Origin of the sequence: Bacillus cereus group sp. MYBK79-1, assembly GCF_051915365.1 — a bacterium.
GTDB lineage: Bacteria > Bacillota > Bacilli > Bacillales > Bacillaceae_G > Bacillus_A.
Map to the genome: position 1 here is coordinate 61,853 of NZ_JBQAEO010000008.1, position 12,830 is coordinate 74,682.

Sequence of the window (12,830 nt, forward strand, 5' to 3'; positions counted from 1 at the left end):
GGATGTAACGCATTGTTACATCCCTTCTTTTCTACTTCGCATATTGAATATGTTTTTGTTGTTCAGCAATATGTAATTGTGGCGCATGGTGTTCTACTAAATGTAATAGCTCTTCCATTAACACTTCTAACTCCTGTACATTATACTCTGGTTTCCCTATTAACGTATTCACCATACGCTCGTATAGATTTTCCGGCTTAATACTCATTCGATCCACATTATATGACATCCATTTAAACGCTGGGTGATGTACATACATTTTATTCAGACCAAATAAGACCCCAAATATATTTCTTTGTACTTCACAAATAACATCATATAACATAAGCCAGTCTTTTCGTTTTAAAAGTGCCTCTCGATTATGCCAGCGATTGCTTAACCAAAGATTTTCTGAAATCATCTGTTCTGCTAAATCTTCTGGATATGCTACCACCCTATCTTTTAATTCATGTACTTTCTCTTCTCCATACAAACTAACACCATCATGAACGGATGATACGATACATTGTTTTTCATAACTTATATCATATTGATCCACCACATCCGAAATCACTTTCTCTACTGTTTCTGTTAAAAAGTTACTAATCTCTAATTTAATTCCCTCTTTTGTCAAATATGTTTCCGACCATTCTTCTTCCTCGTAAGGATGATATGACAAAATTGTTCCACCAATATAGTTAATAGGCCCTTTACGATCCTCATCCTCTGGTGGCATTGACCATAAAATATGTAATTCTATATCTGAATGTTCATCTTCTAACTTTCTAGCTACTGAACCCGCTAAAATAATAGCCTCCACTTTCGGGTTTTGCCTATAAATCTCCGACATTTCTATTGCTTTCTCTTTTAATCCCACTTCATTTCCCCCTAAAATTGCAGTACACCCTTACTTTTTCATTTATCTATTTCGATATTACCCATTGTATTCCCTTTTCAATGTTCCACTAAATCATATTTCTACCCAATAACGCTGAACAATTTCCCCTGTATGAGAAGAAACCACTTCATTCTCTAACACACCGCCAACCCTTTGAATCGTTTTAGCCGAAGCGATATTAGCTTTATCGCAAGTTATTAACACTTTCTGCAACCCTAACTTTTGCGCTTCATATAATGCGAGTTTCAATTGTTTCGTCGCGTAACCTTGGCGACGTTTATTCGGATGAATACTATATCCAATATGACCACTTTCCCGCAATAATTCTTCGTTTAATCGTTGTCTAATATTCACAAAACCTATAAGTTCCCCTTTTTCAACACTTAAAAATTGACTAGAAGGTACTCGATTACCTTCTAAGTTTTCTCCAAGTTCCTGTTTACTCACTTTTTCAAACCATTTATCAAGTGAATCAAAATTTTGTAAAGAACTACTGCCATGTGGTTGTTCATCCACATGTAAAAATGCCTCTCGATACTCCAAGATTTGTTCGCTAAATACATTTGTCGGTTTTACTAGTTTCATTGTCATTCTCCCCCTCTTTACAACCTAAAACAAACACCTTAATCGTAACAATTTCACGATTAAGGTGTTTTTATCATTTTCATTCAAATAATCCCATACTCAAATACCGTTCTCCCGTATCAGGTGCAATACATAAAACTTTTTTACCAGCGCCTAATCGTTTTGCTATCATAATTGCTGCATAAACAGATGCTCCAGACGATGGCCCAACTAATAATCCTTCTTGTCTTGCTAGGTTTCTCATTGTCGTTAAAGCCTCTTCGTCTGCAATTTGAATAATTTCGTTATACACTTCTGTATTTAAGTTTTTCGGGATAAATCCTGGACTTGTTCCTACTAGTTTATGAGGACCTGGAACACCGCCTGATAAAACGGGAGATCCTTTCGGTTCTACTACTGCAATATATAAGTTTGGTAGTTTCTCTTTTAACGTTCCCCCAGTCCCTGTAATAGTCCCGCCAGTTCCAGCCGTTGCTACAAATGCATCAAGCTCCCCATCCATTTGTTCATAAATTTCAAGTGCAGTCGTATAACGATGAATATTCGGATTTGCTGGATTTTCAAATTGTTGCGGAATAAAACTATTCGTAATTTGCTTTTGCAGTTCTAACGCCTTCGCAATTGCTCCTGGCATTCTTTGTTCTGCCGGTGTTAAAACTACTTCTGCGCCGTATGCTTTTAATAAATTTATACGCTCTTTTGACATATTGTCTGGCATAATTAAAATCGCTTTATACCCTTTCGCAGCTGCATTCATCGCTAAGCCTATTCCTGTATTTCCACTTGTCGGTTCAATAATTGTATCTCCTGGTTTGATGAGACCATTCTCTTCTGCAACATGCAGTAAATTATAGGCAGCACGGTCTTTCACACTGCGTGACGGATTAAACATTTCTAGTTTTACATACACATCTGCTGCGTCTTCTGGAATAAATTTAGATAATCGGACGACAGGTGTATCTCCTATTAATTCTGTAACACTTTCACATAATTTCATAGTGCATCCCCTATTCTATCGTTTTCTTATCACTTGGTAATAACCAAGAAGTAAGTCCAATTAATGGTAGACAACTACATAGTAACATAATGAATTGTAGACTATATATGTCCGCCAATTTCCCAAGAACTACAGATCCTAAAGCTCCGAGTCCAAACGCAAGCCCTACAATTAACCCAGATACCATCCCTACTTTTCCAGGAACAAGCTCTTGCGCATAAACAACAATTACACTAAAACTACTTGAACTAATAAAACCGATACATAAAAATAGCGGTACGACCCACACGAGCGAAACGTGAGGCAATAAAAGGGCAAGTGGCGCCGAACCTATCATTGAAAATACAATAATTGTTTTCTTTCCAAATCGATCTGCTAACGGTCCACCAAAGAAAGTTCCTAATACACCGGCAATCATAAATGCGAATACGAAATACTGAGCATTTTTTATAGATAAACCGTAATGTTCAATTAAGTAAAATTGATAAAAATTCCCGATACCAGCACCGTACCAAGAACGTACAAAAGTAAGAAAAACAAGAAGTAGAATAACAAATTTAATATGTGTACTTACAATCGCATTTTCCGCCTCAAGCGCAGCCCTCTTTTTTCTTCTTACAGCGCCAGTCGCTAATTCATTCCTATACCAATTTGATACGAAAATTAATAATACAATTCCTACTGCTGCAAATGCGGTAAAACCTAAAGAACCAATTTGGCCAAGCGGAACGAAAATTAACGCTGTAAAAATAGGAGCTAGAGAATTCCCTGTATTTCCTCCCACTTGATAAATCGCTTGCGCTAAACCTCGTTTGGCCCCTGCTGCCATATAAGCAACACGAGCACCTTCTGGATGAAAGACTGCGGAACCTAATCCGATAAATAAAACAGAAATAATGACAATAATAAAGTTCAGTGCAAATGCAAGTCCAATCATTCCAAGCATACTCGAAAACATACCGAGCGGTAATAAAAATGGTGATGGCTTCTTATCTGAATACATACCAAAGACCGGCTGCATGATCGATGACGTCATATTTAATGCAAACGCAATCCACCCTACTTGCATATAGGATAAATTCATCGTTTTTTCCAAAATAGGAAACAATGCCGGCACGACTGCTTGCATCGAGTCATTTAAAAAGTGACCGAAACTAATCGCAAATAGTATTCGATATATCGTCGGTGTTTCAACAGTGTTTTTTTGCGAAACTGCCTGCATACGTGTATTTCTCCTTCCTGTACAAAATATATATTTATTACAGTAGGTGTAATAAATTCTGACTTTTGAAACATTTCTATTCTATACTGGTTTCATTTCTTTTTCCAGAAATATCACTTTTTAAATAATATATTTTTTCTATCTGTTTTATTGGATTTTTTATAAACGTTCTGTATTTTCTTTTATAATAGGACAAAGGAATTACTTGTAACTATTAATAAAAAAAGCGATCCTAACATTAGGATCGCCTTTTTTTATTAAATCGCAAAACGCTTATACTTTTCGTAATCACTCGTCTTACATTCTACTTCTAGTTTCGTACCTTCGTTTTCATAACTTGTAGATAAAACGTGCGCATGATTATTGAAATAAGAAACTACCTGTCCTTGATCATACGGAATTAACATTTCACACTTTGTATACTCTTTATAAATGTGCGATCGAATCATTTCGACAAGCTCTTCTATCCCAACATGTTTCTTCGCTGATAAATAAACGCGGTCTTCTTGTACTTTCGGAATTTCAACATCTATCATATCTGATTTGTTATAAGCATAAATGGTTGGAATATTTTCTACTCCAATTTTCTTTAACGTTTCATTTGTAATATCAATTAACTGTTCATAATTTGGATTTGCGTAATCTACAACATGAATAAGTAGGTCCGCTTCCGCTACTTCTTCTAACGTTGAACGGAATGCTTTCACAAGGTGATGCGGTAATTTGCTTACAAATCCAACTGTATCCGTTAATAAGAATGATTTGTTATCTGGCAAATCAATATTTCGCACAGATGTTTCTAGCGTCGCGAATAACATATCTTTTTCGAATACTTGTTTTTCTTCAGTACCATTATAAATTTCAAGCATTGCATTCATCGTCGTTGACTTTCCAGCGTTCGTATAGCCTACTAGTGCTACAACTGGCACTTCATTTTTCTTACGTTGCTTTCGCTGCGTTTGACGCTGGGCAACAAGTGCTTCTAAATCTTTATTTAAAACTGAAATCTGTTCTTCAATTTTACGACGATCTAACTCTAATTTCTTCTCACCGACACCTTTATTTTTCGTACCAACTCCGCCGCTCTGTCTTCCTAACGATTCACGAAGACCGATTAAACGTGGCATCATATACTGAAGATGCGCTACCTCTACTTGCAACTGCGCTTCTTTCGTTTTCGCACGTTGCGCAAAAATATCTAAAATTAATATGGTACGGTCAATTACTTTACAATCTAAATCCGCTTCTAAATTTCGAATTTGTGAAGGGGATAATTCGTCATTAAAGATTACCATATTCGCATCTACTTCATTTACATAGGCCGCTACTTCTTCAATCTTTCCTTTTCCGATATAATGGGACGGATTTACTCGTTGTAAATTTTGCGTCACTTGCCCAATTACCTCTACATCACAAGCTTCTGTAAGATTCGTTAACTCTTCCATCGAATATGCAAAATCATCTTCATTACCTAAATTTACTCCCACTAAAACTGCTCTTTGTAATAATTCTTCCATATATTTATTCCTCCATTTCGATTACATAAAATAAAAAACACAGATCACTGCCTGTGTTTTCGTAAACGGATAAGGGTTCACCAAAGAAACAGGAGAAAGCTACACTTTCATCCTATCTCATAGTCAAAAAGTCCCAAAATCATATACGTATCCACAATAAGTGTTCACCTATACGATCCCATTCTATTTATAAAGGCAAAACAAAAAGAGGGCGTATTCGTCCCTCCCTCTTTTTCACATATAAGCTTAATAAAGGGTTCCTTTAAAATAGGCAGACCAATCCCGTTCACTCTGTACACAGACAGAGCCTTTGAGCGCTATTCAATTATTGGCACAAAGTATTGAGACGTAATCTGATTAAGATCAAAGGAAGCCCCTCCGTTCATTTTAAGTTACATAAAGTGTAGCATAAGTAATTCGCTTTCACAAGATTAAACCACCTATAGAAACAGAAAGAAAATCCTTATATATTTACTTTAATCGTCATTTTTTGCGCGTTCTTCTTACACTAAAAATCACAAGAACTACTATCAGTAATAGACCTATAGAAAGAGTAACAACTTGCCACCAACTGAAACCGTTCAACTTGCCACCTGTTAAATCAACTTTCTTCGTCGGAACAGATTCTTTTGCAATTTGACTTAAAGCCACTTTGTCCGCCCCTGCCTCATCTAATCTCTTCGTTCCACTGCACATAGATGTCTCTAACTTTCCTTCTCCTCTATTAAAAGCAAAGACTAAATACTCTCCTCCCTCCCCAAAAGGAAACGTACAGCTACCAAAACTTGTATATATAATAATTTGCGAAGAGCTTGTCCCTTTCCAAATTCTCTTCACTTCAAATAATATTTCCATTTTTCCGTCCTTCTCTTGAACTTCTAATACCTTACCTTCAAACACTACATCTGTTTTTTGTAACCTCTCTTCTGGTGATGCTTTCATACACTCACAAGCGTAAGACCTCTCTGGTAAAATAAAAAAAGTAAAGCTACAAATTAAAACAAAAGACAATACATATACGATTCTTTTCAAGAATCTCAAACCCCTTCATGATCAATTTTAGAAGCTTTCCGTATATTATTTGGACATTCCTTTTTAAATACCTTTTATTTTAATTATAATATATTAATTTATTAATGAATAAATCTCGTATTACTGCAATTATGTTCCAAATCAAATATTATCTACTAACGATTTAGAGAAAATGATTGATACGAATGATGAATAGCGACACACTTTTACTATATGGATTTAGTGGTGGCCTTACACATTTAGGACTTATTATAAAGTGGGATTTAAACTAACATTTTTCTTTTATACAACTAACTACAAAAAAGCTGCATGCAAAGATTGGTTACCTTCCTTTGAACGCAGCTTCTTTTATCTTAATTTTATTTATCCCGCTTTAATGGGCAGTAAGACCCCCACTAATTAAAGTTTCACTTTACCTGCCCGAGCCCATATCACAACAGGAATGAGCATGAAAGCTATAACTCCTCCAGCTAATGACAATGCCGCATAACTTGAATTTGCTACTACCATACCTGACATTGCTCCTCCTGACGCTCCAGCTAGCGCAATAAATACATCTATCTTTCCTTGTGTTTTTGCACGTGTAGAAGGTATAGTTGCATCAACAATTTGAGCCGTACCACTTATTAAACCGAGGTTCCATCCTAATCCAAGTAAAGATAAAGCCACAATTAATAGTATTAAAGAATCACTCGGCGCTATCGCAGCTATGACACCTGCGGCTAGTAAAATTACTCCACCAGCTATACTCATCGTCGTTCTACCAATTTTATCAATTAGCATTCCTGTAACGAGAGACGGAAGATACATTGCACCCACATGAAAACCTATCACAATACCTACTGCACTTAATCCATGACCGTGGTGTCCCATATGAACTGGCGTCATCGTCATAATCGCAACCATCACAATTTGAGTAAGTATCATTACGATAGCTCCAACAGTAATACCTCGTTTGTTTTCTGTCGCTTCTTCTGTTACTGCTTGCCCTTTATATGTATGTTCTTGTTTATATGTTTCTATCATATTTGCAATAAGTAACGGATCTGGACGAAGCATAACAAATAGGACAATACCCGCCAGTATAAATGCAGCTGCTGATAATATGAACGGACCAGCAAGTTCAGGAATTCCAATTGAATGAGCGAATCTTCCCATTACTCCGACTAAATTTGGACCTGCGACTGCACCAAAAGTCGTCATTACCATCGTAATACTAATAGCAGTTGCTCTTTGCTTCTTATTCGCTAAATCCGTTCCCGCATAACGCGCTTGTAAATTCGTAGCTGTGCCCGCGCCATATATAAGTAAAGAAACTAGTAAAAGAATAATACTATTTGTTAAAGCTGCCATCACAACTCCAATAGCCCCTAACCCGCCTACTATAAAACCTCCTGCAAGCCCTATACGGCGACCATACTTTTGCGATAACTTCCCAACAAAGAAAGCTGCTACCGCAGATCCCATTGTAAACATAGCTGCCGGCAATCCTGCATATGCATCTGTCCCGAGCATTTGCTGCGCAAGAAGTGCACCTACTGTAATCCCAGCAGCTAACCCTGCCCCGCCGAACATTTGTGAAATACTTACGATTAGTAATGTTCGTTTGTATAATGTTTGTTGTTCTTCTTCTGTATATATATAATTACTTTTTAAAGCCCCCGCCTCATCTAACAAGTTCTCATCCTCCCTTTGAAATAAAATCCCCTTGTTAATGTACTATGTTTTACATTACATATTCAACGGCATTTTCTATTCGTTCTTTTCATTCTAAAAACTTACTAACCATAGACTACTTATCTCATGCTATATTAAAAATACTACTATTTACAATATGCAAGGAGAAAACAATGAAAAAAAATCTAGAATTATGTGAGGCTTGCAAACAAAACCCAGTACATAAAATAGAAGAATCCAATGAAGCAAATCAACCACAAAACTTTTTAGTTATGAATGGCAGCGTACAAATCCATGAAAATAGACTGGATGAATACGTAGACTTCATTAATACAAACAACTTTACCGATGTTTACATTAATGATCTAAGGTATAGTTTACTTTCTAGAACGCTGCCCGCAAATTGAAAGCTTACACATTAGTAGTACATATATTACTGATTACTCAGCTTTATATAAATTAAAAAAATTAAAATCTTTAGCACTAGAAGAACCACAAGTTCCACTAAACGTAACAGCGCTAGAAAGCTATACAAATTTGGAGGAACTTCACATACAGTGGAATAATAACATTACAGGATTCGAATCTTGTCCCAACTTAAAAGAACTATACATTTGGAAATACAAACCGAAACAAAAAAATCTTGAAGAATTAATGTCTTTACAAAAACTTGAAAAACTAAGCATTACATATGGGAATATTAACTCATTAAAGGGATGTAGAGCATTCTCAAAATTAAAGCACTTAGAAATCAATTATTTAAGAAATTTAGAACATATTGATGAAATTGAAAACAACGCTTCAACTTTAACATACATCGAATTCGATCATTGCAGCAAAATGAAAAACCACGACTATTTACGTTATTTAACAGAGTTAGAAACAGTTATTCTATCAGGTTGTGGTAACATACAAAATCTACAATTCGTTAAAGAGCTACCTAAATTAAAGCTTTTAAGCTTCGTGGATTCTACGATTGTAGACGGCAATTTAGAACCTTGCGTTGGAATTGATTTCGTTGGCTTTAATAATAAAAGGCATTATAGTCATAAGTTTAATGAATTAAACAAAGATCATAAATCCACTCTAGTATAAGTAAAAAAACTATCCCATAAATATACTTATGGGATAGCCCTATTCATACTGTATATACACGTCTTTTACTATTTATGCACGGATTCAATTTCTTCTGTCTTTCCCTCTTTTATTTCATAATAATACGAAGGTAATTCTATATTATGTTCTAAGAGATAATCCTCAATTAATGAAATAATCACTTTCAACGTTTTCAATCGAGCATATAATTTATCGTTACTCGCGATAATTTGCCATTTTGCATTTGGCTTATTTGTTTTTTCAAACATGTCTTCCATTGCTTCAACATACTCGTCCCATTTTTCACGATTACGCCAATCTTCGTCTGTAATTTTCCATCTCTTCAAAGGATTATTCTCTCTATCTTTAAACCTCTTTAATTGTTCATCTTTACTAATATGATAGAAGAACTTCCCGATTATATAATGATCATCTGTTAATAGTTTTTCAAAATCATTAATCTCATCATACGCTCTCGTCCACTCTTCCTTTGTAGCAAAACTTTCAACACGCTCAACTAACACACGGCCGTACCATGAACGATCAAAAATAGTAATTTGCCCGTACTGAGGTAGTTTCCGCCAGAAACGTTGCAAGTAATGGTACCGTTTTTCATGAGGTGCTGGTGCTCCAATTGGATTTACTTGGAACCCACGTGGATCAAGGTGTTCTGTCACTCGCTTAATCGCTCCGCCTTTTCCAGCCGCATCCCAGCCTTCCATAACGAGCATAACTGCGATTTTTTCTTCTTTTACTATTTGCTGCAACGCTAATAAGCGCCTTTGATATTTTTCTAGTTTCTTATTGTACTTAGATTTCGATTCGATTCTTTTCGTTACATCTACTTTAGCAAGATGTCCATTTTCCATAAAACAAATCCCCCTTGTTGTATGACAATGTTATTTTAACATATTTTTGGTAATTTTTTCTTATTGCAAAAAAACTGTGTAGAAAAATCTCTACACAGCTTCCTTCTCTAATTGCACATCTACTTCAATATTCTCATTTTTATTTTTCACAGCTTTCATAAAGAATACAGCAGTTAATATAACTGTAATAACTGCACCTACAATATAAGATGTGTTTAACGGAATATTAAAACCAATTTTTGCATTTAAAATATACACTACTGTCATGAGCGTCATAAAGATTGCTGGAATTAAAGAAACGATATATGGTTTTCCTTTTATGAATAAATACATCGTTCCAATCCATAGTGCAATTGCTGCAGTCGATTGGTTAGCCCAAGAGAAATATCTCCATAATAGTGTAAAGTCAATTTTCGTTAAACCATATGCAATAACAAACAATGGAATAGCAATAATTAAGCGGTTTTTTAATTTTGTTTGCTTAAAATTGAAATAGTCCGCAATGATAGAACGTGCCGCACGGAATGCTGTATCACCAGATGTAATCGGTAATACAATTACTCCGATAACAGCGATTGTTCCGCCGACAGCACCTAGCATTGTCTTCGAAATTTCACTTACAACCGCAGCTGGTGTACCTGATTTAATTAACTCATTTAATTCACCATATGAGAAAATACTCATCGCAGCTGCTGCCCATATCATTGCAATAATCGCTTCTGCAATCATCATGCCGAAAAATACATATCGACCGTGTTTTTCAGTTTGAAGTGTTCTTGAAATAATTGGTGATTGTGTTGCATGAAATCCGGATAAAGCACCACATGTAATTGTCAGCATTAATAGTGGAAAAATAGGTGCATGATCTGGATGCATATTTTCAAACGTTAATTCTGGGATAGGAGAACCTTTTATTATCATCATTCCCCCTATGCCAATAGCACTTATTAGCAATAATGCACCCAATACCGGATAAATTTTCCCTATAATTTTATCAATCGGCAAGATCGTAGATAAAATGTAATATATAAAAATTACGGATAAGATAATAGTGATTGGCACTGTTCCTTGCAATACGATATCAAGTAACGATGCTGGTGTTGTAATAAACACAGTTCCTACTAATACTAAAAGCAACAGTGAAAAAACATTTACAATATGTCTCATGGCAGTTCCTAAAAACTTCCCTGCTAATTCAGGAATATGCGCCCCTTTATTTCGAATAGAAATCATACCTGTAAGATAATCATGAACAGCCCCTGCAAAAATAGCCCCAATTACGATCCAAACAAATGCAACCGGTCCATATAAAGCACCTAATATTGGTCCAAATATAGGTCCAGTACCTGCAATATTTAATAATTGAATCATAGAATTCTTTCGCCTATCCATAGGTACATAATCTACTCCATCTTGATTTACATAGGCCGGTGTCTTTCTTTTGTAATTGACTCCAAATATCTTTTCAATAAACTTTCCGTATGTAAAATAACCAATTATCAATACGACGATTGATACTAAAAATGTAATCATGACTATCCCTCCCCTGTTAGAAAACGCTTTCTTATTCCTATATAAGAAAGCGTTTTCGATTTATTTTAGCATATTTAACCATATTAAATAAATGTTTTATATAGAATTTTTAGTATATTCTTTTTATAACTAAAAAATAGCCCCCTTATAACAGTAAGAGTGACTTAATTATTCGTAACTAAATCTATTCCAACGATAAGGCTTAGTACCCCAATACTTATATACACAATTACTGCATTCCACGGATTCAAATCTAATAACATTTCAGAAATAAATATATACAAAAATAACATTTGCAAAAAATACTGATTCCTAGCCCGATATTCATAACAATCTCCCTTACATTATATGGTATATCCTCACATAAAGAGAAGATAATAATATATAAATTCATTAAAGAATGGGAGCACTCTAAAGATGAACCGAAAAATATTTTCTCTCTTTGCACTAATCTGTTTAGCACTACCAATACAAGCTAGTGCGTACACATTCCAATCACTACCAATTGCTTCAAATTCTAAACAGTGGCATATCGAAATTGACAAATCTCATAACGCAAACAAGCAAGCAGTGCAGCCAAAACAAGGTGTGTATGATACATATCGTTTACTCATAAAAAACATCGGTAATGATGTGTCAAACGTAGCTGTAGAAATAGTTGATAACACTCCCTCTAAAGCTACTTTTAATCCTACTACATTACATAACAACGTTTCAAAAAGTCAGACAAGCTTTGACTATATCGTATTCCCTTTAGATTTTAACAGCCATAATTTCAAAGTCGTCATTACTTGGGAAGAAAAGAATTTCTCTTACAACGGACATCCGGTAAATGAGAGTAAACAAATGAAACAAACATTTGTATTTAATGAAGAGTAAGCCCTAATTTGATTAGGGCTTACTCTTTATTTATAAAACCAGATTGAATTGCTTCTGTCACTTCTTTTGTAATGTCCAGCTTTGTTGCTTCGGTACTAATTTTCTTATGCCAAATATGTACGGAAGGCTTTTCGTTACAAAGGTGTTTTATTAATACTAGTGAATTATACGTTAGCGTATTTTCTCTTTGGGTAGCAATATAAACTGTGAAATTTTTTGCTTCAAAAATCTTTTGCTGCAAATTGTATTGGTTGTCCAATTCCTTTTCAACTATAACTTTCAAGTTTTCTATAATCATATAAGTCATTCCCTTTCTCTTATATCATCAATTAAATCGTCGAATACTTGGTACACATAACGCTATTCCAATTGTTACAAGTACTAAAATAGCTAGTGTTATAATCGTTATCGAACTACCTAAAGTCGAAAGCAATTGCCCAATCCATAAAAATTTAAAATGTGGTGACCCTTTAACTTGCAATAACAATTTATCGATATAATTTAATTTTTTCTCTGTCAGTATTTCTCCTCTTTTCAAACTAAGTTA

General features: G+C 35.0%; 12 protein-coding genes and 2 pseudogenes. 2 read left to right on the plus strand and 12 right to left on the minus strand.

Annotated features, from left to right (window positions below):
* Window positions 1-31: 31 nt before the first annotated feature.
* The 7 genes from ACTFOB_RS14720 to ACTFOB_RS14750 form a co-directional block, all read right to left on the minus strand.
* Entirely contained in the window at window positions 32-856 is an 825-nt protein-coding gene (locus ACTFOB_RS14720; RefSeq protein ID WP_440027272.1) for a DUF4037 domain-containing protein, read from the minus strand.
* Between the two features lie 93 nt (window positions 857-949).
* Entirely contained in the window at window positions 950-1,462 is a 513-nt protein-coding gene (locus tag ACTFOB_RS14725) for a GNAT family N-acetyltransferase (protein ID WP_440027270.1), read from the minus strand.
* A gap of 79 nt (window positions 1,463-1,541) precedes the next feature.
* Window positions 1,542-2,459: a cysteine synthase A gene (cysK, locus tag ACTFOB_RS14730; protein WP_440027268.1), complete on the minus strand. Its 918-nt coding sequence runs from the start codon at window positions 2,457-2,459 to the stop codon at window positions 1,542-1,544.
* A gap of 10 nt (window positions 2,460-2,469) precedes the next feature.
* A complete protein-coding gene (locus ACTFOB_RS14735; protein WP_440027266.1) occupies window positions 2,470-3,681 on the minus strand; it encodes an MFS transporter in 1,212 nt (403 codons plus the stop codon).
* 257 nt (window positions 3,682-3,938) lie between these two features.
* Entirely contained in the window at window positions 3,939-5,198 is a 1,260-nt protein-coding gene (hflX, locus tag ACTFOB_RS14740) for a GTPase HflX (RefSeq protein ID WP_440027264.1), read from the minus strand.
* 483 nt (window positions 5,199-5,681) lie between these two features.
* Window positions 5,682-6,230 (minus strand): cobalamin biosynthesis protein CbiN, encoded by a 549-nt coding sequence (locus ACTFOB_RS14745; RefSeq protein ID WP_440027262.1) that lies wholly within the window; start codon window positions 6,228-6,230, stop codon window positions 5,682-5,684.
* Window positions 6,231-6,629: 399 nt separating this feature from the next.
* Window positions 6,630-7,907, minus strand: coding sequence for an MFS transporter (locus ACTFOB_RS14750; protein WP_440027260.1), 1,278 nt, complete (start codon window positions 7,905-7,907; stop codon window positions 6,630-6,632).
* 251 nt (window positions 7,908-8,158) lie between these two features.
* Between ACTFOB_RS14750 and ACTFOB_RS14755 the strand changes: the two are divergent.
* Window positions 8,159-9,002: pseudogene (locus tag ACTFOB_RS14755) on the plus strand (hypothetical protein); the annotation flags it as partial.
* Between the two features lie 68 nt (window positions 9,003-9,070).
* Here the strand turns inward: ACTFOB_RS14755 and ACTFOB_RS14760 are convergent.
* The 3 genes from ACTFOB_RS14760 to ACTFOB_RS14770 all read right to left on the minus strand — a co-directional run bounded on the left by ACTFOB_RS14760 (window position 9,071) and on the right by ACTFOB_RS14770 (window position 11,703).
* Window positions 9,071-9,871, minus strand: coding sequence for a polyphosphate kinase 2 family protein (locus tag ACTFOB_RS14760; RefSeq protein WP_440027258.1), 801 nt, complete (start codon window positions 9,869-9,871; stop codon window positions 9,071-9,073).
* Between the two features lie 90 nt (window positions 9,872-9,961).
* Window positions 9,962-11,404 (minus strand): carbon starvation CstA family protein, encoded by a 1,443-nt coding sequence (locus ACTFOB_RS14765; protein ID WP_440027256.1) that lies wholly within the window; start codon window positions 11,402-11,404, stop codon window positions 9,962-9,964.
* 164 nt (window positions 11,405-11,568) lie between these two features.
* Complete coding sequence (locus ACTFOB_RS14770; protein ID WP_440027370.1) at window positions 11,569-11,703, minus strand: hypothetical protein; 135 nt, start codon at window positions 11,701-11,703, stop codon at window positions 11,569-11,571.
* A 118-nt stretch (window positions 11,704-11,821) separates the two neighbouring features.
* On the opposite strand from ACTFOB_RS14770, the gene ACTFOB_RS14775 reads away from it, so the two are divergent.
* Window positions 11,822-12,283, plus strand: coding sequence for a hypothetical protein (locus tag ACTFOB_RS14775; RefSeq protein ID WP_440027254.1), 462 nt, complete (start codon window positions 11,822-11,824; stop codon window positions 12,281-12,283).
* Between the two features lie 19 nt (window positions 12,284-12,302).
* Here ACTFOB_RS14775 and ACTFOB_RS14780 read toward each other — a convergent pair whose 3' ends face one another.
* Entirely contained in the window at window positions 12,303-12,581 is a 279-nt protein-coding gene (locus ACTFOB_RS14780) for a hypothetical protein (protein ID WP_440027252.1), read from the minus strand.
* A 66-nt stretch (window positions 12,582-12,647) separates the two neighbouring features.
* A pseudogene (locus tag ACTFOB_RS14785) lies at window positions 12,648-12,821 on the minus strand (tetracycline resistance protein); the annotation flags it as partial.
* Window positions 12,822-12,830 lie beyond the last annotated feature (9 nt).